A 22,714-nucleotide genomic window follows, 5' to 3' on the forward strand; every position below is an offset into this window, starting at 1 on the left:
CTCAGAGGTCGGGTTCGGCGACGTCGAGCCGAACTTTGAGTGTATTGCGCGGGCGGGGGCCGCGCTCGCGAGGAGAGCGGCGGGCGCGCAGCGCGTCGGCCACCACGGATGCGCGGAGGCTCTCGGCCACCGCTCGACCCAGCGGGTACTCGAACCGCACGAGCGCACGCGCGGTCGGGGCGGTGCCCAGCTCCCCCGTGACGACGGGGCCGAGTACCGCCGCGGCTCCGAGGGACGGCACGTCGGTGCGCAGGGTCGCAAGGGCCGTATCGACCGACTTCGCGGCTCCCTCGACGGTCGCGAGCCGCACGGCCGGAGGCATGTGCAGCGGAGCCCGGTCGGCGAGTTCTGCGCGCGCATAGGCCGGCTGCGTCCAGGTGGCGAGAGCACGGGCGACCGGTCCGGCCACCCCCACGAGGTGGACGGGTGCCCCCGGTGCCGCCAGCGCGGCGGCGTTGGACCACCATCGCAGGCAGTGCTCGCCGATCCGCAGCGCCTCTGCCTGCAGCATCCGTTCGCCGTCGAGGAGGATCACCGCCCGGTAGCCCCCGGCGACGACGGGCTCGGCGCCCCGCGTCGCGATCACGAGTGCGGGGCGCGGCTCGACCTCGCTCAGCGGATGCTGGCCGTCGGAGACGATCACCCGCGTGCCGGCGAAGGCGCGCCCGAGCTCGTCGGCGGTGCGCTCGCTCCCCGACGACGACATGCGCAGGGTCGTGGCCTCGCAGTGCGGGCAGACCCAGGAGTGCGCGGCGCGTCCGCACCACGCGCAGACCGGGACGGCTCCCGGCCGGGCGGCGCGGAGGGGGCCCGTGCAATGCCGGCAGCGGGCGGGCCGCCGGCACTCGCCGCAGACCAGTGAGGGCGCGTAGCCGGGCCGGGCGACCTGGACGAGAACCGGACCCTGCGCGAGCGCTTCGCGGGCGGCGGCGAAGGCCGCGGACGGCACGCGGGAGCCGCGGTTCTCACCCTCGCGCGTCGCGCTGAGCACGATGCGCGGCGACGGGCGTCGTGCGGCAGGTGCCTCGTGCACGAATCCGATCTCGACGAGCCGCTGCACCTCGGTGGTGCGGGTGTGGCCTGCGAACAGCAGCGCCGAGCCCTCGAGCTCCTGTCGGACGAGGGCGGCGTCGCGCGCGTGCACCCCGGGCGACAGCTGCTCGGAGAGGAGGGGATCTCCGTCGTCCCAGATGGCCACGAGCCCCACGTCGTGCGCGGGGGCGTAGACCGCCGAGCGTCGCCCGACCACGATGCAGGGGGCAGTGCTCAACGAGCGCAGGAATTGCCCATAGCGGGCGGGGTTCGACTGGTCGGCGTCGTGTCGGATCACCGCGTCGTCGTCGACGAACAGCGCCAGTGCGGCCGTCAGTTGCGCCTGGTCGCGGTAGTCGGGAACCACCACGATGGCGCTGCGCCCCCGCGCGAGCGTGCGCGTCGCCGCCGCGGCGAGCACGACGGCCCATTCGCCGACCGCGATCGCGGTCGAGGGGCGAGGGGGTGCGTCGAGGGCGATGCGCGCACCGGCGTCGAGGTGCCCGCCGAGGGCGGGGAAGCCGGCGATCACGGCGTCGGCGCGGGCGAGGGACTCGTCGGAGACCCGCGGAGCGTCGGGTTCGGGCGCCGACGCCCAGACCTTCTCGGCGCGCACCATGCGCTTCGGGATGGCCAGTCGCAGGATGTCGGCCGCCGACCCCGCCGCGCGATCGGCGACCCGGCGGGCGAGGGCGTAGAGCCCCGGGGTCAGCACGGGCACGGGAGAGACCACCGCGTCGATCTCCGACAGCGGGCGCTCCCCCGGGTCGTCGTCGGTCTCGACGACGTAGGCGTCGACGAGGCGCCCCGCGGTGCGCAGCGGCACCCGGACGCGCACGCCGGGTACGGCCTCGTCGGCGAGCCGCTCGGGGATCGCGTAGTCGAACAGCCGGTCGAGCTGCGGCAGCGGCGACTCGAAGAGCACCCGCGCGACGCGCCGCGGCGTCACGCCGAGATCAGCACCCGGTGCCGACACCTCACAGACCTGCGGCCGCGCGCAGCTCCTCCACCCGGTCGGTGCGTTCCCAGGTGAAGTCGGGAAGCTCGCGGCCGAAGTGCCCGTAGGCGGCGGTCTGCGCGTAGATGGGGCGGAGGAGGTCGAGTCGATCGATGATCGCCTTCGGCCGGAGGTCGAACACCTCGAGCACGGCACGGGTGATCGCGTCGTCGTCGATGTGACCGGTGCCGAAGCTCTCGACGTAGAGACCGACGGGCTGCGCCTTGCCGATCGCGTACGCGATCTGCAGTTCGAGCCGGTCGGCGAGGCCCGCCGCGACCGCGTTCTTCGCGACCCAGCGCATGGCGTAGGCGGCGGAGCGGTCGACCTTCGACGGGTCCTTGCCGCTGAACGCACCGCCGCCGTGACGCGCCGCGCCGCCGTACGTGTCGATGATGATCTTGCGCCCCGTGAGGCCGGCGTCGCCCTTGGGGCCGCCGACGACGAAGGGCCCGGCCGGGTTGATGTAGTACTTCACGTCGGGCAGGTCGAGGCCGGTCTGCTCGAGTACGGGGTCGATGATCTCGGCGCGCACCCGCTCGCGCAGGTCTTCCTGCGACACCCCGGGGTGGTGCTGGGTCGACAGCACGACCGACTCCACCGTCTTGGGTACCTGGCCGTCGTAGCCGAGCGTCACCTGGGTCTTGCCGTCGGGGCGGAGGAACGGCAGCTGCTCGGACTTGCGGACCGAGGCGAGGCGCTCGGCCATGCGATGCGCGGTCCAGCTCGCCATCGGCATGAGCTGCGGGGTCTCGGTGGTGGCGTAGCCGAACATGATGCCCTGGTCGCCGGCCCCCTGCTCGTCGCGGGGGTCGACCGAGCCGCGCTCGCGCTGCTCGAACGCCTTGTTGACGCCGGAGGCGATGTCGGAGGACTGTGCCCCGATCGAGATGCTGACGCCGCAGGAGTCCCCGTCGAAGCCGGTCTCGCTCGAGGTGTAGCCGATGCGGTTCACGACGTCTCGGACGATCGCGGGGATCTCGACGTAGGCGCTCGTGGAGACCTCGCCGGCGACGTGGACGAGTCCGGTCGTGACGAGCGTCTCGACGGCGACGCGACCGGTGGGGTCTTCGCGGAGGATGGCGTCGAGGATGCTGTCGGAGATCTGGTCGCAGATCTTGTCGGGGTGCCCCTCGGTGACGGACTCGGACGTGAAAAGCCGCAGCTCGGTCATGGTGCTCCTGATCGGCGGGTCGGGGATGGCACAAGTATGCCCCGGGTGGCCGACAGCCGGCCCGGGGCTCTTGTTACTTCGTCATCCGCGCCGCCGGGGGCGACGGGGATGGGAGATCGCTGCGGGAGCGATCGCTCAGACAGCCTCTTCGACAGCGCGCAGGCGCAGCTTGTCTTCGTGGATCTCGTGGAGCGCGATCGTCAGCGGCTTGTCTTCGACGGTCGAGTCGACCAGCGGGCCGACGTTGTCGAAGAGGTTGCCCTCGTGCAGATCGGAGTAGTAGTCGTTGATCTGGCGGGCGCGCTTCGACGCGTAGATCACGAGCTGGTACTTCGAGTCGACCTTGGTGAGAAGGCTGTCGATGGGCGGGTCGATGATGCCCTGGTTACGAGTCGGCATGCGGAACCTCCTGGTTCGGTGACGGATGCGGCGCGCTGGGCGCCGAAGCATCCCCTCAGTCTACCGCGTCCGCCACCCGGGAGCCGAGAGTGCCCGTTCCTGCCGTTCGTGTCCGAAATCACGGGCACCGACGGTCGAAACGGGCACCTCGGCGGGTCAGTGCGCGGCGACCGCGACGACGGCGTCGGCCGCGGCCGGCACCTCGTCGTTGACGACGCGGTAGTCGAACTCGTTCTGGGAGGCGAGCTCGACACGGGCGGTGCGCAGACGCCGCGCGCGCTCCTCGGCGTCTTCGGTGCCTCGGCCGACGAGCCGCTGCACGAGTTCGTCCCAGCTCGGCGGCAGGAGGAAGACGAGCGTCGCCGACGGGTCGGCGGCTCGAACCTGCCGGGCACCCTGCAGGTCGATCTCGAGCAGCGCGGTGCCGCCGCCGTCGAGGACGCGCTCGATCGGCTCGCGCGGCGTGCCGTAGCGGTACTTGTTGTGCACGGTCGCGTACTCGAGCAGCGCGCCGGTGGCGATCATGCGATCGAACTCCGCGTCGTCGACGAAGTAGTAGTGCTCGCCGTCGACCTCGCCCGGTCGGGGCGGTCGCGTGGTGGCCGAGACCGACAGATGGATCTCGGGGTAGTGCTCCTTGATGTGCGCGGCGACCGTGCCCTTGCCGACGGCGGTCGGCCCCGCGAGAACCACGAGCCGGCTCCGGCCGGCGCGCGGGCCGGGCTCGGGCCAGCGGGAGTCGAGGAAGGCGGCGAGGGCACGGCGCTGGCGCGCGCCGAGGCCGCCGAGGCGCTTGACCGGCGAGATCGCGAGATCGGCGAGGATGCGATCGCGCTTGCCCTCGCCGATCGCGGGGATCGCGGTGAGGAAGTCGGTCACGCGCATGGCGCCGGCCGCCGATTCGGGGTCGGCCAGCGCACGGCGCAGCAGTTCCTGCGGGCTGATCACGCGGGTGGCGACGTCGCGCTTCAGCGCCGCGCGGGCGCGCCGCGCGGCGACGGCGCGACGGGATGCCGCGACCCGGTCGACCTCGGGCGGTCGGGGGGCATCAGCCACGGTCGGCTCCTCGGTACAGGGCGGCGCGCTCGGCGATGCGGTCGGCGAGACGGTCGGGGCCGACGGCGAGGATGCTGCGGCTCTCGTTCGCGATCACGTTCATGGCGACGTAGCCGAACAGGCGCGGGATGTCGGCGGGGTCGGCGCCCTGCGCGCCGAAACCCGGCGCGAGTATCGGCGTGCCCGCGAGCACCATGTCGGTCAGGCCGAACGCCTTGCGGTCGACGGTGGCGCCGACGACGACACCGATGGAGCCGAGTGCCCCGGGAAGGCCCATGTTCATCGACCCCACGTCGCGGGCCACCCGCTCAGCGACGCGCTGGCCCTCGACGGGTGCATCGTCGTCGACCAGAGCCTGCTGCACGACCGCGGCCTCGGGGTTGCTGGTCGCTGCGAGGACGAACGCGCCCTTGCGATGCCGGAGCGCCGTCTTCAACGTCTTGTCGAGGGAATCGGGCCCCAGGTAGGGGCTGAGCGTCACCGCGTCCGCCTCCAGCGGCGAGCCCGGCTCCAGCCACGCCGAGGCGTAGCCCTCCATGGTCGTGCCGATATCACCCCGCTTGGCGTCGGCGATCACCAGGAGGCCGGCGTCGCGGGCGGCGGCCAAGACGTCCTCGAGCGCGGCGAACCCCTTCGAGCCGTATCGCTCGAAGAACGCCACCTGCGGCTTCACTATCCCGACACGGCCGACCGATGCGTCGACCACGCGCAGACCGAACTCGCGCGCTCCGGCGGCGTCGGCATCCAATCCCCACGCCTTCAGCAGAGCTTCGTGCGGGTCGATCCCGACGCAGAGCGCGCCGTGCGCGTCGAGCGCCCCCGTGAGCCGCTGGCCGAACGTGGTCACAGTCGTGCGGCCCGGTCGACGGCGTACTCCTGGAGGCTGCGCACCTCGAAGCCCTCGCCGAGCACTCCGAGAGCGCTCACGGCCGCGCCGAGTACCGCCATCGTCGTGAACAGCGCCTTGTCGGCGGCGACCGCGGCCGCCCGGATCTCGTACCCGTCGGCTCGGGCGAGCCCCCCGCTCGGGGTGTTGACGATCATGTCGATCTCGCCCGCGTTGATGAGGTCGACGATGTTCGTCTCCCCCGACTCCTGGGTCGCCGAGTACTTGTTCACCACGCGTACGCGGATGCCGTTGCGCGCGAGGATCTCGGCGGTGCCCTCCGTCGCGATGAGCTCGAACCCGAGCTCCTGCAGGCGGTGGGCCGGCAGGATCACGGCGCGCTTGTCGGCGTCGGCGACGGAGATGAAGACGGTGCCCGACAGCGGCATGCCGCCGTAGGCCGCCTCCTGGCTCTTGGCGAACGCGGTCGGGAAGTCGCGGTCGATGCCCATGACCTCGCCGGTCGAGCGCATCTCAGGGCCGAGAACCGAGTCGACGATGTGCCCCTCCTTGGTGCGGAAGCGCTTGAAGGGGAGGACGGCCTCCTTGACCGCCACGGGCGCGTCGAGGGGCACGCGCGAGCCGTCGGCGACGGGCAGGAGACCCTCGGCCTTCAGGTCGGCGATCGACGTGCCCGACATCACGCGCGCTGCGGCCTTCGCGAGAGGGATTCCGAGGGCCTTCGACACGAAGGGGACCGTGCGGCTCGCGCGGGGGTTCGCCTCGATGACGTAGAGCACGCCCGCCGAGATGGCGAACTGCACGTTCAGGAGGCCGCGCACGCCCACGCCCTCCGCGATCGCGAGGGTCGCCACCCGCACCCGGTCGATGTCGGAGCGTCCGAGCGAGACCGGCGGCAAGGTGCAGCTCGAGTCGCCGGAGTGGATGCCGGCCTCTTCGAGGTGCTCCATCACACCGCCGATGTAGAGCTCGGTGCCGTCGTAGAGCGCGTCGACGTCGAGCTCGATCGCGTCATCCAGGAAGCGGTCGACCAGCAGCGGCAGGCCGGGGCCGATGATGGCCTGGTCGGCGACGCGCACGAAGTAGTCGCGCAGGCTCGGGGTGTCGTAGACGATCTCCATGCCGCGGCCGCCGAGCACGAAGCTCGGGCGCACGAGCACGGGGTAGCCGATCTCCTCGGCGATGACCACGGCCCCGTCGACGTCGATCGCGGTGCCGCTGCGCGGAGCGACGAGGCCCGCTTCGTCGAGCAGGCGCGAGAAGAGCTCGCGCTCCTCGGCCAGGTCGATGGCCTCGGGCGAGGTGCCGAGGATCGTGTAGCCCGCCTCCTCGATGCCCTTCGCCAGGCCGAGCGGCGTCTGGCCGCCGAGCTGGCAGATGACGCCGAGGATCGTGCCCGACGCGGCTTCGGCGTGCAGCACCTCCAGCACGTCCTCGAGCGTGAGCGGCTCGAAGTACAGGCGGTCGGAGGTGTCGTAGTCGGTCGAGACCGTCTCCGGGTTGCAGTTGACCATGATCGTCTCGTACCCGGCGTCCGACAGCGCGAACGAGGCGTGCACGCACGAGTAGTCGAACTCCACGCCCTGACCGATGCGGTTGGGGCCGGAGCCGATGATGACGACCTTGGTGCGATCCGACGGGGCGACCTCGGTCTCGAAGTCGTAGCTCGAGTAGTGGTACGGGGTCAGCGCCGGGAACTCCCCCGCACACGTGTCGACGGTCTTGTAGACCGGACGGATGCCCAGACCGTGCCGCACTCCGCGCACCTCGGCCTCGTCGTCGCCGCGCAGCTGCCCGATCTGCGCGTCGCTGAAACCGTGGTCCTTCGCGAGGCGCAGGGTCTCGGCATCCAGTTCGGCGGCGGTGCGGATCGTCTCGGCGACCTCGTTGATGAGCACGATCTGGTCGAGGAACCACGGGTCGATCGCCGTCGCGTCGAAGGCCTGCTCGACCGTCGCCCCCTTGCGCATCGCCTGCTGCAGCACGACGATCCGACCGTCGGTCGGCGTCTTGGCGACCTCGAGCAGCTCGTCGACCGACCGGGGCTCCTCGCCCCAGTGGAAACTCGATCCGCGCTTCTCGAGCGAGCGGAGCGCCTTCTGCAGGGCGGTGGCGTAGTTGCGGCCGAACGCCATCGCCTCTCCGACCGACTTCATGGTGGTCGTGAGCGTCACGTCGGCGGCCGGGAACTTCTCGAAGTTGAAGCGGGGCACCTTCACCACGACGTAGTCGAGGGTCGGCTCGAAGCTGGCCGGCGTGACCTTCGTGATGTCGTTGGGGATCTCGTCGAGCCGGTAGCCGAGAGCGAGCTTCGCGGCGATCTTGGCGATCGGGAAGCCGGTGGCCTTCGACGCCAGGGCCGAGGAGCGCGAGACGCGCGGGTTCATCTCGATGACGATGATGCGGCCGGTGGCGGGATCGACGGCGAACTGGATGTTGCACCCGCCGGTGTCCACGCCCACGGCGCGGATGATGTCGATGCTGATGTTGCGGAGCTTCTGGTACTCCCGGTCGGTGAGGGTGAGCGCGGGCGCGACGGTGATCGAGTCGCCCGTGTGCACGCCGACGGGGTCGACGTTCTCGATGGAGCAGACGACGACCGTGTTGTCGGCCGTGTCGCGCATCATCTCGAGTTCGTACTCCTTCCACCCGAGGATCGACTCCTCCAGGAGCACCTCGGTCGTGGGCGAGTCGTGCAGGCCGGCGCCGCCGATACGGCGCAGATCGGCCTCGTCGTAGGCGAAGCCCGAGCCGAGTCCGCCCATGGTGAACGAGGGGCGCACGACGAGCGGGTAGCCGAGCTTCTCGGCGCCGGCGAGCAGCTCGTCCATCGTGTGGCAGATGACGGATGCGGCGACGTCGGCGCCGGAGGCGAGCACGAGCTCCTTGAAGACCTGGCGGTCCTCGCCCTTGCGGATCGCATCGACCTTCGCGCCGATGAGCTCCACGCCGTACTTCTCGAGGATGCCGCGGTCGTGGAGAGCCATCGCGGCGTTGAGGGCCGTCTGACCGCCGAGGGTCGGCAGGATGGCGTCGGGCTTCTCCTTGATCAGGATGGTCTCGATGATCTCGGGAGTGATCGGCTCGATGTAGGTGGCGTCGGCGAAATCGGGGTCGGTCATGATCGTGGCCGGGTTCGGGTTCACGAGGATGACGCGCACCCCCTCTTCGCGGAGCACGCGGCAGGCCTGCGTGCCCGAGTAGTCGAACTCGGCGGCCTGGCCGATGACGATCGGGCCGGACCCGATGACGAGGACGGAGCGGATGTCGTCGCGCTTGGGCATCAGTTGTTGTCCTTCGTGTTCGCGGCGATGACCATGTCACGGAACCGGTCGAAGAGGTAGTTGGCGTCGTGGGGGCCGGCGGCGGCCTCCGGGTGGTACTGCACGCTGAACGCCGGGATGTCGAGGGCGCGGAGGCCCTCGACGACCTGGTCGTTGAGTCCGACGTGGCTCACCTCGACCCGGCCGTAGCCGTGCGGGCTCTCGAAGTCGCCGTCGAGCGGTGCGTCCACGGCGAACCCGTGGTTGTGGGCGGTGATCTCCACGCGGCCGGTGGTCTTGTCGAGCACCGGCTGGTTGATTCCGCGGTGACCGAACGGCAGCTTGTAGGTGCCGAGACCGAGGGCACGGCCCAGCAGCTGGTTGCCGAAGCAGATGCCGAAGAACGGCAGGCGGTCGTCGAGCACGGCGCGCAGCAGCTCCACGTGGTCGTCGGATGCCGCGGGGTCACCCGGTCCGTTGGAGTAGAACACCGCGACCGGGTCGATCGCGCGGATGTCGTCGATCGTCGCGCTCTGCGGGAGCACGTGCACGTCGAAGCCGCGCGCGGCCAGGTTCAGGATCGTCGCCTGCTTGACGCCGAGGTCGAGCACCGCGAGGTTGCCCACGCGCTCGCCCGTCGCCTCGGTCACCTCGGTGACGTCGACCGAGACCTCGGCCGAGAGGTTGAGTCCGGCCATCTGCGGCGCCTCGCGGACGATGCGCACCTGCTCCTCTGCGTCGATGCTCGCTGCATCTCCCGAGAAGATGCCGCCGCGCATCGAGCCGACCGAACGGATGCGGCGGGTCACGGCGCGGGTGTCGATGCCGCTGATGCCCACGACGCCGTCGTTCTCGAGCGCGTCGTCGAGGGTCTCCTCGGAGCGCCAGTTCGACACGACGCGCGAGGGGTCGCGCACGACGTATCCCGACACCCAGATGCGGCGGGACTCGCGGTCTTCGGCGTTCATGCCGGTGTTGCCGATGTGCGGTGCGGTCTGCAGGACGATCTGGCCGGCGTACGAGGGGTCGGTGAGCGTCTCCTGGTAGCCGGTCATGCCGGTGGCGAAGACGACCTCGCCGAGGGTCGTGCCGACGGCGCCGTAGGCGCGGCCGACGTGACGTGTGCCGTCTTCGAGGACGAGGACGGCGGACTCCGTGTGGGGCGTGGCGGTCATGCGTTTCCTGTCGGGAGGAGCGGGCGGATGGCGTCGGCGAGTTGGCGCGCCGATGCCTCCTGCGGGCGGATGTAAGAGTCCACGAGGGTGTCGGGTGACACGCGCCACGTGATGCGGGTGAGGCCGTCGCGTTCGACCACGCGATCGATGGCGACGGTGGCTTGTGCGGCGTCCACGAGACGGTCGGGGGTGATCGTCATGCGGGGCTTGCCGGCGAGGTCGAGGGCGATGCCCTTGTCGGTCACCGTGACGTCGGCACGGGAGCGGAACCCGAGGCCGCGGATGGCCAGGCGCTCGAGCGGCTCTCCGTGGCGGGTCGTCGCGACGTAGAGGGTGGTGAACGTCGCCGTCGTCCGGGCGCCCTCGGGCAGCTCGCCGAACGGCGCCGGGTACGCCGCGTCGCGACGCGCGCGACGCCACCACGACCACGCGAGCAGGCCCAGGCAGAGCAGGGCGAGCCCGATCATGATCGTCAGGAGCGCTTCGCGGGTCATAGCGAGGCCGCCGGATCGTCGCGCAGCGCGCCGTCGGCGACGGTGACGCGACCGCGATGGATGGTCCATCGCACGTCACCGGGGAGCTCGCGTCCGACGTACGGCGAGTTCGTGCTTCGGCCGCGCAGGTCGGCTGTACCGAACGTGCGCGCGGGCCGCGGGTCGTAGAGGGTGATGTTCGCCGGGCTTCCGACCGTCAGGGGCGTGCCGTGGTCGGCGAGGCGGCCGATGCGGGCGGGCATCCGCGACATGACGCGCGCCACGTCGCCCCACGTCAGCATCCCGGTGTCGACGACGGCCTGCTGCACGACGCGCAGGGCGCTCTCGAGCCCGACCATCCCGTTCGCCGCCGCCTGCCACTCGCAGGCCTTCGCCTCGGTGGGGTGCGGGGCGTGGTCGGTCGCGACGATGTCGATGGTGCCGTCCGCGAGCCCTTCGCGCACCGCCATCACGTCCTCTTCGCGGCGCAGCGGCGGGTTCACCTTGAACCGCGCGTCGTACCCGCGAACCAGTTCGTCGGTGAGGAGCAGATGGTGCGGCGTGACCTCGGCGGTCACCGCGACGCCGCGCTTCTTCGCCCAGCGGATGATGTCGACCGACCCCGCCGTGGAGAGATGGCAGACGTGCAGGCGAGAGCCGACGTGCTCGGCGAGCAGCACGTCGCGGGCGATGATCGACTCCTCCGCGACCGCCGGCCACCCGGCGAGACCGAGTTCGGCCGACACGGAGCCCTCGTTCATCTGGGCGCCCTCGGTCAGTCGGGGGTCCTGCGCGTGCTGCGCGACGACGCCGTCGAACGCCTTCACGTACTCGAGCGCGCGCCGCATGATCAGCGGGTCCCAGACGCAGAAGCCGTCGTCGCTGAACACCCGCACGCGGGCGCGGGAGTCGGCCATCGCGCCGAGCTCGGCGAGACGCTCGCCCTTCTGTCCGACCGTGACGGCGCCGATGGGCTGCACGTGGACGTACCCGGCGGCCTCGCCCAGGGCGAGCTCCTGCTCGACCACGCCGGCCGTGTCGGCCACGGGCGAGGTGTTCGGCATGGCGAACACCGCCGTGTATCCGCCGGCCGCCGCGGCGCGCGAGCCGGTGAGGATGGTCTCGGATGCTTCGTATCCGGGCTCTCGGAGATGGGTGTGGAGGTCGACCAGGCCGGGGAGGGCGACGAGGCCCGCGGCATCGACGACCGTCGCGCCCGTACGGGACAGGCTCGTGCCGATCTCGGCGATCACTCCGTCGTCGAGCACGATGTCGGCCGCCTGACCGCCCTCGATGCTCGCTCCGCGAAGAATCAGGACTCCGGTCATCGTGCGTCCTCCTCGTGCATCCCCGCGCTGCGGGCATTCCCTGCGCTAGTGGCGTTCTCGGTGCGCTCCCCCGCGAGCAGCAGGTAGAGCACGGCCATCCGCACCGACACACCGTTCGCGACCTGCTCGAGCACCGTCGAGCGAGGCGAATCGGCGGCTTCGGCGGAGATCTCCATACCCCGGTTCATCGGCCCGGGGTGCAGCACAATGCTACCGTCCGGTAGGGCCGCCGCACGCCGCGCGTCGAGACCCCACCTCCGGGAATACTCCCGTTCAGTGGGGAAATACGCGGCATTCATGCGCTCCAGCTGGATGCGCAGCATCATCAGGGCGTCGGGCCCGCGGCCGATCGCCTCGTCGAGGTCGTAGACGATCTCCACAGGCCAGGTCGAGACGTCCTGGGGCACGAGCGTGGGCGGCGCGACGAGCGTCACCGAGGCGCCGAGGGTGTGCAGCAGCCACACGTTCGAGCGGGCGACCCGCGAGTGCAGCACGTCGCCCACGATCGTGACCGCGAGGCCCTCGAGGTCGCGCCCGCGACTGTCGTCGCCGAACGTGCGCTTGCGGATCGTGAAGGCGTCGAGCAGCGCCTGGGTCGGGTGCTCGTGGGTTCCGTCGCCCGCGTTGACCACCCCCGCGGTGATCCACCCGCTGGTGGCCAGGGTCTGCGGGGCCCCCGACGCGCCGTGGCGGATGACGACAGCATCCGCCCCCATGGCCTGGAGGGTCTGCGCGGTGTCCTGGAGCGACTCGCCCTTCGACACGCTCGAGCCCTTGGCCGAGAAGTTGATGACGTCGGCCGAGAGCCGCTTCGCGGCCGCCTCGAACGAGATGCGCGTGCGGGTGGAGTCCTCGAAGAACAGGTTGACGACGGTCTTGCCGCGCAGCGTCGGGAGCTTCTTCACCTCGCGTCGCTGGGTGTCGGCCATGTCTTCGGCGACGTCGAGGATGCGCAGTGCGTCTTCGCGGGAGAGCGTGCGGGTATCGAGCAGGTTCCTCATGCGCCCGTCACCGGCCCCTCGATCGTGACGGCTTCGATGCCGTCGTGCTCGGTCAGGCGCACGTTGACCCGCTCGTCGCGGCCGCTCGGCAGGTTCTTGCCGATGAAGTCGGGGCGGATGGGCAGTTCTCGGTGGCCTCGGTCGACGAGGATGGCGAGGCGGACGGCCGCAGGACGACCGATGTCCTGCAGGGCGTCGAGGGCCGAACGGATGCTGCGCCCCGAGAAGAGCACGTCGTCCACCAGCACGACGACCTTGCCGTCGATCCCGCCCGGCGGGATCTGCGTCGGCTGCGGGGTGCGCGTGGGGTTGCGATGCAGGTCGTCGCGGTACATCGTGACGTCGAGCGCTCCGACGGGGACCTCCGCGCCGCCGAACTCGCCGACGAGCGCGGCGATGCGATGGGCGAGCGTGACGCCGCGGGTGGGTATGCCGAGGACGACCAGATCGTCGGGGCCCTTGTTGGACTCGAGGATCTCGTGGGAGATCCGAGTCAGTGCGCGGGCGATGTCGGCCTCATGAAGCACAGTTCGCGTGCTCATCCGCCGCTCCCTTCTCCGCCTCTCTGGACGGTGTTAAAGGTTGCTGTGGTGCTCCCCCAGCCTAGCCGGTCCGAGCGCGGACGCCGCGTGAGACACCAGAACCGGCGAACACGCCCCGCCTGGCGGGATGTGTCGGCCGATAGGTGTGTTTCGTACGGCGGCCGGCGCGCTCAGGCGGTGGGGACGGATGCGTCGGCGAGGCTCGCGCGGATCGGGTGGCCCTGGGTCGTCAGGCACTTGCCGCTGGTCAGGTCCCACTTCCAGTCGTGGAGGCTGCACGTGAGCACGCCGTCCTCGATCTTGCCCGTCTTCGTCAGATCGGCGCGCAGGTGCGGGCAGCGACGCTGCACGGTCCACCCATCGATCTCCGCGTCTTCGGTCTGATCGGACTGCTCGGCGTACCAGTTCTCGACGTACTCGATGCGGTCGCGCGAGAGGCACTTGAGGAACGTCGTGAGGAACTCGTTGAACTTCCCGCTGCGGCCGACGGAGAACTGCATCGACAGGAAGATCGAATTCGACCAGTCGATCTCGTGGTCGCGGATGTTGGTGGAGACGAGGTCGGCGGGGATCGTGTACCAGTAGACGCACTCCTCCCCCGCGTACTCGCGCACCTTGGCCTTCGGGAAGTCCACGACCATGTCGAGCTCGCCGATGCGGAAGCGCACGTTGCCGCCCACGCCGTTGCGGATCGTGCGCGCCCGGCGGATCAGGGGCTCCCACCACTCCTTGATCGCGGCGAGCATCTCGGCCGGCGGCAGGATGTCCGCCCGCGAAGCCTCCTCCGCCTGCACCTCTGCCTGGCGGCTGTCGCGCTGCTCGGCGAGGTAGGCCCACTTGTCGGTGAAGATCCGCTCGATCTCCTCGTCGGTGAAGAGCGTCTGCGTGACCTTGACGTCGCTGTGGTGCACGTCGACCTGCGTGCCCGGGACGAACAGGTAGCCCTTCTGCGCCGGGCGCTGCTCGCTCATGTGCGCGAGGAACTGGCTCTGGTCGGTGAAGATCGAGTCGTTCTCCAGCCCGACCCCGTTGTAGCGGAAGAGCTCCTCGCGCAGGAACATCGGCGGACCGGCCATCGGGAAGACGTGCTCGGCATCGACCTTGTCGATGTAGTACATCGCCCGCTTGTTCTGCGCATCGCGCTTGAGCTGGGCGAAGTTCTGCTTGGCATCCTGCGGGAGGTCGTAGACCATCGGCCACCAGATGGCCCCCGAGACCTGGGTGAAATACGCGTCGGGCTTGCCGAATGCGAACAGCTTGTCGAGGTCGAGCGGGTGGGAGTCGTTCTGGTTCAGCACGCTGGCAGTGCCGTCGTCGACGCTCAGCGAGGAGTCGCCGATGGGTCCGTCGCTGGGAGCCCGCAGCGGGGTCACCATGAGCTTCAGGTCGCCGAACTCCAGAGGCTCCCCCGCGTGGGTGTAGACGATGTTGTCGTAGCCGAGCGCACGCAGATCCGACTCGAGGTCGTCGGTCGGGTAGTCGGGCAGCAGGACGCGGATGCTGGTGGGAACGAATCTGCGCAACAGCGCCGGGTCGAAGTGGTCGCGGTGACGGTGCGAGATGTAGAGGAAATCGGCCGCGCCGAAGCGCTCCCAGTCGAGACCGCGGTTGTCGGGGAACGGAAACCACGAACCGAAGAAGCTCGGACCGATGACCGGGTCGCAGAGGATGCTGCCGCCCGCCGTCTCGATGAACATTCCCGCGTGCCCGAGCCCTGTGATGCGCATGGATACCTCTCGTGTCTGACCGATCGAGTCTACGTCGCCCCGCTGGACCGGCCCTGGGTCCGCTCGGTCGTCTCAGAGGTCGAGGAGCCCGCGGATGTCGTCGGCGCTCAGCGATTCGGCGAACAGGTCGCCGTCGTCGACCACCGCATCGAAGAGCTCGGACTTGCGCTGCTGCAGCAGCCGTACCTTCTCCTCGATCGTGTCGGACGCCAGCATCCGGTAGACGAAGACGTGGCGGTCCTGACCGATGCGGTGCACGCGGTCGATCGCCTGCGCCTCGGCCGCGGGGTTCCACCAGGGGTCGAGCAGGAACACATAGTCGGCCTCGGTGAGGGTCAGTCCGAAACCTCCGGCCTTGAGGCTGATGAGGAAGACCGGGGCCTCGCCCGAGCGGAAGCCTTCCACCACCTCCCCTCGTCGCAGGGTCGACCCGTCGAGGTGCGCGTACGCGATGCCCGCGGCGTCGAGGCGATCTGCCGCCAAGGACAGGAACGACGTGAATTGGCTGAACACCAGCGCGCGGTGCCCTTCGGCGATCACCTCGGTCAGACGGGTGAGCAGCGCGTCGAGCTTGCTCGACCCGATGGGTGCGTGGCGCTCGTCGATCAGCGCGGGGTGCAGGCTCAGCATCCGCAGCAGTGTCAACGAACGGAAGACGATGAAGCGGTGCCGGTCGAGGTCGTCGAGGAGACCCAGAACCTTCTGCCGCTCGCGGTGCAGCACGGTGTCGTAGAGGGCCCGGTGCTCTGGCGACAGGTCGATGTGCAGATCCTGCTCCTGCTTCGGCGGCAGATCGGGGGCGACCAGCTCCTTGGTGCGCCGCAGCATCAGCGGGCGGATGCGGCGCCGTAGGCGTGCGAGTCTCTCGGCGCCGTGCGCACTCGCCGTCGCGTCGTCGCGTCGCGCGTTCTCGATCGGGAGCACGTACTCTTCGCGGAATCGCCGCGCCGAGGGGAAGAGCCCCGGTGCCGTGAGCGAGAACAGCGCCCACAGATCGCCCAGTCCGTTCTCGAGCGGCGTGCCGGTGAGGGCGATCGTCATATCGGCCGTCAGGTTCTTGGCGGCGCGATGGCCCGAGGTCTGGGGGTTCTTCACGAACTGGGCCTCGTCGAGGACGACCCCGGCCCATCGCTCCGCCGTGAACGACGTCTCGTCGAGCCGGAGGATCGCATACGACGTGACGACGACATCGGCGCCGGCCGAAGCATCCGTCACGGTCATCCCCGTCTTCGTCACCGTCGCCTCGATGGTGCGGACGACGAGGCCCGGGGCGAAGCGCTCGGCCTCCTCGCGCCACGTCGCGAGCACCGACGTCGGGGCGACGACGAGGAACGGGCGCTGCTCGCCCCGCTCTCGGGCGTGCAGCATCAGGGCGAGCAGCTGGAGCGTCTTGCCGAGCCCCATGTCGTCGGCGAGGATGCCGCCGAGCCGATGGCGCCACAGGAAGGCGAGCCAGTCGAAGCCGCGCTTCTGATATCCGCGCAGGTCCGCCTGGAGCCCTTCCGGAAGCTCCGTCTCCTCGATGCCTTCGACGGAAGCGAGGCCGCGCACGAGCCGTCGCCACGCCTGCGCGGGCTCCGCCTGGTCGGCGAGGTCTTCGAAGTCCGACCACAGCGCGGTCTGGTGACGGTGGATGCGCTCACCGGTCTCCCACTCGTCGAGCGAAGCGGCTTCGTCGAGCAGCTCCTTGAGTCGTGTGAGCGCGGGATGGGCGAGCGAGAAGTAGGCGCCGTCGGACAGCCTCATGCGCCGGCGCCCCCGCGCCAGCGCGGTGAGCAGCGGCGCGAGCGGCACCCAGCGGCCTTCGATCGTGACGATCACGCCGAGGTCGAACCAGTCGGGATCGTCGGTCGGCACCGTGGTGACCGACACCTCGGGGGCTCCTGTGAGCTCCCGCACCGAGGGGCGCACCCCCGTGATCTCCACGCGGACATCGTCGAGCTGCTGCAGCGCGGGCACGATCTGCGTCGAGAACTCGCCCGCGTCGGGGCCGCGCAGTGTGCCCGACGCGGCGAAGGGGAGATCGGATGCGCCGGCCCACGCGAGGGTCAGCGCCGCAGCCCGTTCCGCCTCGGCCGCCGTATCGCGCTCGGGGTGCTCTACGGCTGGATAGGGAAAGGGCGGGAGCCCGGGGTAGATCCACTCGAGCGCGTAGGTCACGGTGTCTACGTCGAACGCCGCCGTGAGCCGCAGGCTCGGCCGGGGCGCGGGCGGCGGATCGAGTCCGCCGACCGGCGTCACCCTCGTGCGTCGGGCGAGGCGGGGGTATGCCTCGCGCACGAATTCCACCGCCTCGTGCGCCGGTACCTCGACGCCCTCGGGGGCGCCCAGGAGGGCGGTCACGGTGTCGTCGAGGGTCGCAGGGGCGATCGTGATCCCGATGACCTCGGTGTCGAGGGTGAAGGAGAAGAACGCGCCCGTGCCGAGCGGTCGCACGCGTGAGACGTCGGTGGGGGCGCCGTCGACGCTGATCCGTGCGGCGACGCGCAGCGTGCCACCGCTCTCCGGGCCGACCAGGACGTCGACCGCCGCCGTGCCTGCGAGGGCGATCGACTGCTGGGGATGAGTCGCGACCAGGGCGACCCCCGCACGTTCGGCGGCGCGCAGGTGCATCCACAGGAGCGACGACGACGACGGTCCGAGGGGCACCCACTCCGACACCGACGAGAACGCGCCCACCGCGGCGGAGGGGCGCGCGATGGCGAACAGCTCGGTGAACCATCGCACCGCCTCGGGGGCGAAGCGCGACGTCGACCGTCGGACGTCGTCCCAGGCGGCGTCCTTCTTCACCCACCCGCCCCGCGCCCCGCGCGTGAGGGGGCGCACCGCGAGCTGGAGCTCGTCCTGCCGCCGGGCCAGCGCGCGAGGGGCGACCGCGTCGGTGGTGCGCGGATCCCATCGGCGCGGGTCGTGCGGCTCGCGCTGCCGCAGCTCGACGCCCAGCGCCAGCGGGGCGTGCGCAGAGGTCGACGAGCTCGCGACGAGATCGCGCCACGACAGCGGCGACGCGTCGTGGTGCGGTCGATCGGCGGGCGCGTTCACGCGGAGATCCTCTCAGGGCTCTCCGACAGGCCGAGCGCGCAGCGCGAGTCTCAGCCCGCGCGGGAGATGCGGCCGAGCACTCCGTGGACGAACGAGCCCGACTCCTCGGTCGAGAACTCCTTCGCGAGCTCCACCGCCTCGTCGATCGCCACCGCGGCGGGGACCTCGTCGTTGAAGAGCACCTCCCACGTGCCGATCCGCAGCAGTGCGCGGTCGACGGCGGGCATGCGGGCGAGCGACCAGTCCTTCGCGAACGTCACGATCTGCTCGTCGATCTCGTCTCCGTGGTCGATGATCCCGTCGACGATGTCCCGGGCGTACAACCAGGACGACTCGCGGGCCGGCTCGTTCGCCGCGCGCTTCGCCTCGGCGGCCAGGATCACCGGCAGCTCTTCACCGCGGACATCGGACTGGAACAGGATGTCGAGGGCGCGCTTGCGGGCCTTCGTGCGTGCACTCATCGTGAGGGCGCGTCAGCTGACGCGGCCGAGGTAGTCGCCCGTGCGGGTGTCGACCTTGACCTTCGTGTTGTTCTCGACGAAAAGCGGCACCTGGATCTCGTGACCGGTCTCGAGGGTGGCCGGCTTCGTACCCGCCGACGAGCGGTCGCCCTGCAGCCCGGGCTCGGTGTAGGTGATCTCGAGCACGACCGATGCCGGCAGCTCGACGTAGAGCGGGTTGCCGTTGTTGGTCGCGAGGGTGACCTGCTGGTTCTCGAGCAGGTAGTTGGCCGCGTCGCCGACGATCGTGGCGGGCACGGTGATCTGGTCGTAGTCGTCGGTGTTCATGAAGACGAAGCCTTCACCGTCGTTGTACAGATAGGTGAAGTCCTGGCGGTCGACGTTCTCGATGTCGATCTTGGCGCCGGCGTTGTAGGTGCGGTCGACGACCTTGCCGGTCATGATGCTCTTCATCTTGGTGCGGACGAATGCGCCGCCCTTGCCCGGCTTGACGTGCTGGAACTCCACCACGCTCCAGAGCTGCCCGTCGATGTTGAGGACGACGCCGTTCTTGATATCTGCGGTGGAAGCCATGGCTGAAGGGAGTCCGTTCGTAGGAGGGTCTGCGGGCGGTGCGCTCGTCGGAGCGCGGCCCGAGGGTCGATTCTACGGGATGGGCGCGCGCAGCGCCGGGTTCAGCCCTCGGCTCGCCCGGTGACGACGTCGCAGAGCAGGGTGACGGCTCGGGCGTACCCGGCGACGCCCTCGCCGATCACGTGCACCACGGCGACGTCGGCGACATAGGAGTGGTGGCGGAACGGCTCTCGTGCCCGCACATCGGAGATGTGCACCTCGGCCACGGGGAGGTCGACGCCCGACAGCGCGTCGCGCAGCACGACCGAGGTGTGCGTGAGCCCGCCCGGGTTGATGACGATGCCCGCGCAGTCCTCGCGGGCGGCGTGGATCGCGTCGATCAGCACACCCTCGTGGTTGCTCTGCACGGCGCGCACCTCGAAGCCCCGCGCGCGGGCGGTGTCGGCGGTGAGCCGCTCGACGTCGGCGAGGGTCTCAGTGCCGTAGATGGCGGGCTCGCGGGTGCCCAGCAGGTTGAGGTTCGGGCCGTTCAGAAGGAGGAGTCGTCGCGGGGTGGTCACCGGGGCAACATATCAGCGAGGGCGTCGGCGGCTGCGGGAGTCGTCGTCGAGGTCAGGATGCGGTCGGCTCTGCTGTAGACGTTGAGCGACTGCCCGCGCGAGAAGCCGACGAGGGTGATCCCGCGAGCCTCCGCGAGGTCGACGGCCAACGACGAGGGCGCGGAGACGGCCGCAAGGATCGGGATCCCCGCCATCGCCGCCTTCTGCACGAGTTCGAAGCTGGCGCGGCCGGAGACCTGCAGCACGGTGCCGCGCAGCGGCAGCCGATCGTGGAGGGCGGCCCACCCGACGACCTTGTCGACGGCGTTGTGGCGCCCGACATCCTCGCGCAGGACGAGCAGATCGCCGGTCGCGGCGTCGAACAGGCCCGCGGCGTGGAGTCCGCCGGTCTTGTCGAAGACCGCCTGCTGGGCGCGTAAGAGATCCGGGAGCGACGCGAGCAGCGGGAGGTCCACGGTCGCCCGGTCGGTGGAGACGTCGTAGCTCGACACGGTCTCGACGGCGTCGATCGAGGCCTTCCCGCAGACCCCGCAGGAACTCGTCGTGTAGAACGAGCGGGCGAGGTCGGGTGACGGCGGGCGCACACCCGGTGCGAGCGTGACGTCGAGCACGTTGTAGGTGTTCTCCACCCCTCCGGTGCCCGGCCCACCGCAGTGGATGGCGCCGGAGAACTCGTCGCCGCGGGAGATCACGGCCTCGGAGACGAGGAACCCCGCCGCGAGTTCGACGTCGTGCCCGGGCGTGCGCATCGTGACGGCGAGCGGAGTGCCGCCGATGCGGATCTCGAGGGGCTCCTCCACGGCGAGCGTGTCGGGGCGGCGGCGTTCCTCCCCGTCCACGCGCAGCGTGAGGATCGGTTTGCGCACGGTGATGCGTCCCATTCGCGCCTCCATCGGCTCTTTCCCCCAGCCTAAGACGCACGGCAGGCCCGCGGCCGGTCGCGCTGTCGTTACGCTGGCCGGATGGTCATGCGCACTGTTGCGGAGCACCGGGCGCACGTGCTCGGTGCCGTGCGGCGGCTGCCGGCCGATGAGGTGCCGCTCACCATCGCCGCCGGTCGGACGCTCGCCGCCGACGTGGTCACCGCTCTCGACCTGCCGCTGTGGGACAACGCGGCGATGGACGGCTTCGCCGTCCGCTTCGCCGACGTGCGTGCCGCCTCGCCCGATGCCCCCGTCTCGCTGCGGGTCGTCGCCGACGTGCCGGCGGGTTCCGAGGCCGACCCGCCGCTGCGCGACGGCGAGGCCGCCCGGATCATGACCGGTGCACCGCTGCCAACGGCGGCCGACACCGTCGTGCCCTTCGAGGCCACTCGCACGGGGCTCGCCGACTCGCTGAGCGCCACGACGGTCGTCGCAGCGCCCCGCGCCCTCGGCGCGCACGTGCGCAGACGCGCCGACGACATCGCCGTCGGCGACGTCGTCCTCCCGGCCGGCGCACGACTCGGCGCGTGGCAGATGGGTGCGGCGGCAGCGGCCGGCGCCTCGACCGTGCGCGTGACACGCGCTCCACGGGTCGCTGTCGTCTCGACGGGCGACGAGTTGAGACCCCTGGGATCGGCGCTGCGTCGAGGGCAGATCCCGGAATCGAACGCGACCCTCCTTGCGACCTTGGTGACCGAGGCGGATGCCGACATCGTGCTCCGCGAGAGCGTCGGCGACGAGGCCGGTGCCTTCTTCGCGGTGCTCGATCGCGCCCGTGCGGCGGGCGCGGACGTCGTCGTGACCTCGGGCGGCGTCAGCGCCGGAGCCTTCGAGGTGGTGAAGATCGCTCTCGGCGGCGAGGACTCGGTGCGATTCGTGTCCGTCGCCATGCAGCCGGGTCGCCCTCAGGCGTTCGGCGCGCTCCCCGGGGGCGCGCTCTTCTTCGGGCTCCCGGGCAACCCCGTCGGCGTCGCCGTGTCGTTCGAGCTGTTCGTCCGGCCCGCGCTCCTCCGGCTGCAGGGGCGCGCCGACCTCGATCGTCCGGTGCTGCGGCTGCCTGCGGCGTCGGGGTGGCGCACTCCCCCGGCGCGGCGCCAGTACGTGCCCGTGCGGGTGATCCGCGACGATCCAGGGCGGTGGACCGTCTCGACGGTCGTCGCCGAAGGGTCCGGCGCGCACCGTGCGGGCGCCCTCGGACGCGCCGACGCCTACGCGGTCGTCGAGCCGGGATCGCCCGATATCGGTCCCGGCGACCTCGTCGACGTGATGCTGCTGTCGTGACGAGGATCGCTGCGATCATTCTCGCCGGGGGACGGGGAAGCCGTATGGGCGGCATCGCGAAGCCCCTCCTGGAGATGGGTGGCTCGACGCTCCTGGGGCGGGCGGTGGATGCGGCGCACGCCGTGGGCTGCGACGCGATCGTGGTCGTCGGTCCGCGCGTCGAGGGCCTGCGACGTGTGCGGTGGGCGCGCGAGGATCCACCGTTCGGCGGACCGGTCGCGGCGCTTGCTGCCGCGCTGCCGCTCGTCGCGGCCGAACGGGTGCTGGTGCTGCCGGCCGACCTCGTCTCGCCGCGTGATGCGGCGCGTGCCCTGGTGGATGCGGGTCGCGACGGCGACGGTGTCTGCCTCGTCGACGACGACGGTCGGGAGCAGTGGCTCACGGGCCTCTACCGCACCGCGGCTCTGAGCGAGCGGCTCGCAGCGTTCGGGGACGGTGTCGAGGGGCTCCCCGCCCGTCGGCTGCTGGACGCGCTGCGCGTGGCGCGGGTCGGAGCCGGAGCGGCGGCAGCGGCCGACGTGGATACGTGGGATCATCTCCGCGAGGCTCGGCGACGCGTCGGCGCCGGAACGGAGACCACCATGGCCGATTCCTCCTCCCGTACCCTCCCGCCCGAGGCGCTCGACGCCTGGGCCTCGGTGCTCCGCGATCGCTTCGGCCTCTCCGAGGACGATCTGCCGATCGCCCTCATCCTCGATCTCGCCCGGGACGTCGCGAACGGCGTCGCCCGCCCGGCCGCCCCGTTCAGCGCATATGTGGCGGGGCTCGTCGCCGGTCGCGCGGGCGGTTCGCCCGAGCAGGTCCGCGCGGCGGTGGCGGAGATCACCCGGCTCGCCGCCGCGCACGGCGCCGGCTGAGGC

At 70.9% G+C, this 22,714-nt stretch carries 18 protein-coding genes and 1 pseudogene; 2 read left to right on the forward strand and 17 right to left on the reverse strand.

Features of this window, described 5'->3' with window-relative positions; translation table 11 throughout:
- Nucleotide 1: 1 nt before the first annotated feature.
- From FVP77_RS06000 to fdhD, 17 genes and pseudogenes are all read right to left on the reverse strand, one after another.
- Nucleotides 2-1,981: a primosomal protein N' family DNA-binding protein gene (locus FVP77_RS06000; RefSeq protein ID WP_147893683.1), complete on the reverse strand. Its 1,980-nt coding sequence runs from the start codon at nt 1,979-1,981 to the stop codon at nt 2-4.
- A gap of 28 nt (nt 1,982-2,009) precedes the next feature.
- Complete coding sequence (metK, locus tag FVP77_RS06005) at nt 2,010-3,203, reverse strand: methionine adenosyltransferase (protein ID WP_147893684.1); 1,194 nt, start codon at nt 3,201-3,203, stop codon at nt 2,010-2,012.
- 135 nt (nt 3,204-3,338) lie between these two features.
- Nucleotides 3,339-3,602 (reverse strand): DNA-directed RNA polymerase subunit omega, encoded by a 264-nt coding sequence (rpoZ, locus tag FVP77_RS06010; RefSeq protein WP_116646616.1) that lies wholly within the window; start codon nt 3,600-3,602, stop codon nt 3,339-3,341.
- Nucleotides 3,603-3,758: 156 nt separating this feature from the next.
- Nucleotides 3,759-4,658: a guanylate kinase gene (gene gmk / locus FVP77_RS06015; RefSeq protein ID WP_147893685.1), complete on the reverse strand. Its 900-nt coding sequence runs from the start codon at nt 4,656-4,658 to the stop codon at nt 3,759-3,761.
- Nucleotides 4,651-5,505, reverse strand: coding sequence for an orotidine-5'-phosphate decarboxylase (gene pyrF, locus FVP77_RS06020; protein ID WP_147893686.1), 855 nt, complete (start codon nt 5,503-5,505; stop codon nt 4,651-4,653). Before pyrF ends, gmk begins: the two co-directional genes overlap by 8 nt.
- Complete coding sequence (gene carB, locus FVP77_RS06025) at nt 5,502-8,789, reverse strand: carbamoyl-phosphate synthase large subunit (RefSeq protein WP_147893687.1); 3,288 nt, start codon at nt 8,787-8,789, stop codon at nt 5,502-5,504. Before carB ends, pyrF begins: the two co-directional genes overlap by 4 nt.
- Nucleotides 8,789-9,943 (reverse strand): glutamine-hydrolyzing carbamoyl-phosphate synthase small subunit, encoded by a 1,155-nt coding sequence (carA, locus tag FVP77_RS06030; protein ID WP_147893688.1) that lies wholly within the window; start codon nt 9,941-9,943, stop codon nt 8,789-8,791. Before carA ends, carB begins: the two co-directional genes overlap by 1 nt.
- Complete coding sequence (locus FVP77_RS06035) at nt 9,940-10,437, reverse strand: PH-like domain-containing protein (RefSeq protein WP_147893689.1); 498 nt, start codon at nt 10,435-10,437, stop codon at nt 9,940-9,942. Before FVP77_RS06035 ends, carA begins: the two co-directional genes overlap by 4 nt.
- On the reverse strand, nt 10,434-11,744 hold the full coding sequence (locus tag FVP77_RS06040) for a dihydroorotase (protein ID WP_147893690.1): 1,311 nt from the start codon (nt 11,742-11,744) through the stop codon (nt 10,434-10,436). The genes FVP77_RS06035 and FVP77_RS06040 overlap by 4 nt, the downstream gene beginning before the upstream one ends.
- Nucleotides 11,741-12,745, reverse strand: a complete 1,005-nt coding sequence (locus tag FVP77_RS06045) for an aspartate carbamoyltransferase catalytic subunit (protein ID WP_222707696.1) — start codon at nt 12,743-12,745, stop codon at nt 11,741-11,743. Before FVP77_RS06045 ends, FVP77_RS06040 begins: the two co-directional genes overlap by 4 nt.
- Nucleotides 12,742-13,290 (reverse strand): annotated as a pseudogene (gene pyrR, locus FVP77_RS06050) (bifunctional pyr operon transcriptional regulator/uracil phosphoribosyltransferase PyrR); the annotation flags it as partial. The gene FVP77_RS06045 and the pseudogene pyrR, both read right to left, overlap by 4 nt.
- A gap of 167 nt (nt 13,291-13,457) precedes the next feature.
- Nucleotides 13,458-15,014, reverse strand: coding sequence for a Rieske 2Fe-2S domain-containing protein (locus FVP77_RS06055; protein WP_147893692.1), 1,557 nt, complete (start codon nt 15,012-15,014; stop codon nt 13,458-13,460).
- Nucleotides 15,015-15,086: 72 nt separating this feature from the next.
- Nucleotides 15,087-18,056 carry a DEAD/DEAH box helicase gene (locus tag FVP77_RS06060; protein WP_246133993.1) on the reverse strand — a complete coding sequence of 990 codons (2,970 nt, stop codon included), beginning with the start codon at nt 18,054-18,056 and terminating at the stop codon, nt 15,087-15,089.
- Between the two features lie 50 nt (nt 18,057-18,106).
- On the reverse strand, nt 18,107-18,517 hold the full coding sequence (gene nusB / locus FVP77_RS06065; RefSeq protein WP_116646606.1) for a transcription antitermination factor NusB: 411 nt from the start codon (nt 18,515-18,517) through the stop codon (nt 18,107-18,109).
- Between the two features lie 12 nt (nt 18,518-18,529).
- Nucleotides 18,530-19,090, reverse strand: a complete 561-nt coding sequence (gene efp, locus FVP77_RS06070; protein WP_116646605.1) for an elongation factor P — start codon at nt 19,088-19,090, stop codon at nt 18,530-18,532.
- Between the two features lie 101 nt (nt 19,091-19,191).
- Nucleotides 19,192-19,650, reverse strand: coding sequence for a type II 3-dehydroquinate dehydratase (locus FVP77_RS06075; RefSeq protein ID WP_147893693.1), 459 nt, complete (start codon nt 19,648-19,650; stop codon nt 19,192-19,194).
- Entirely contained in the window at nt 19,647-20,531 is an 885-nt protein-coding gene (gene fdhD, locus FVP77_RS06080; protein ID WP_147893694.1) for a formate dehydrogenase accessory sulfurtransferase FdhD, read from the reverse strand. The genes FVP77_RS06075 and fdhD overlap by 4 nt, the downstream gene beginning before the upstream one ends.
- Before the next feature lie 87 nt (nt 20,532-20,618).
- Here fdhD and FVP77_RS06085 point away from each other — a divergent pair, with 87 nt between their 5' ends.
- Nucleotides 20,619-21,854, forward strand: coding sequence for a molybdopterin molybdotransferase MoeA (locus tag FVP77_RS06085; RefSeq protein WP_147894461.1), 1,236 nt, complete (start codon nt 20,619-20,621; stop codon nt 21,852-21,854).
- Entirely contained in the window at nt 21,851-22,711 is an 861-nt protein-coding gene (locus FVP77_RS17025) for an NTP transferase domain-containing protein (protein ID WP_147893695.1), read from the forward strand. Before FVP77_RS06085 ends, FVP77_RS17025 begins: the two co-directional genes overlap by 4 nt.
- Nucleotides 22,712-22,714: the final 3 nt, after the last annotated feature.

The organism is Microbacterium hatanonis (genome assembly GCF_008017415.1).
Classification (GTDB): Bacteria; Actinomycetota; Actinomycetes; order Actinomycetales; family Microbacteriaceae; genus Microbacterium; species Microbacterium hatanonis.

Coding starts and splice junctions, on each gene's coding strand:
- metK (WP_147893684.1), bottom strand. CDS start 3,203: ATGACCGAGCTGCGGCTTTTCACGTCCGAGTCCGTCACCGAGGGGCAC.
- rpoZ (WP_116646616.1), bottom strand. CDS start 3,602: ATGCCGACTCGTAACCAGGGCATCATCGACCCGCCCATCGACAGCCTT.
- carB (WP_147893687.1), bottom strand. CDS start 8,789: ATGCCCAAGCGCGACGACATCCGCTCCGTCCTCGTCATCGGGTCCGGC.
- carA (WP_147893688.1), bottom strand. CDS start 9,943: ATGACCGCCACGCCCCACACGGAGTCCGCCGTCCTCGTCCTCGAAGAC.
- FVP77_RS06035 (WP_147893689.1), bottom strand. CDS start 10,437: ATGACCCGCGAAGCGCTCCTGACGATCATGATCGGGCTCGCCCTGCTC.
- FVP77_RS06040 (WP_147893690.1), bottom strand. CDS start 11,744: ATGACCGGAGTCCTGATTCTTCGCGGAGCGAGCATCGAGGGCGGTCAG.
- FVP77_RS06045 (WP_222707696.1), bottom strand. CDS start 12,745: ATGAGGAACCTGCTCGATACCCGCACGCTCTCCCGCGAAGACGCACTG.
- FVP77_RS06055 (WP_147893692.1), bottom strand. CDS start 15,014: ATGCGCATCACAGGGCTCGGGCACGCGGGAATGTTCATCGAGACGGCG.
- nusB (WP_116646606.1), bottom strand. CDS start 18,517: ATGAGTGCACGCACGAAGGCCCGCAAGCGCGCCCTCGACATCCTGTTC.
- efp (WP_116646605.1), bottom strand. CDS start 19,090: ATGGCTTCCACCGCAGATATCAAGAACGGCGTCGTCCTCAACATCGAC.
- fdhD (WP_147893694.1), bottom strand. CDS start 20,531: ATGGGACGCATCACCGTGCGCAAACCGATCCTCACGCTGCGCGTGGAC.
- FVP77_RS06085 (WP_147894461.1), top strand. CDS start 20,619: ATGCGCACTGTTGCGGAGCACCGGGCGCACGTGCTCGGTGCCGTGCGG.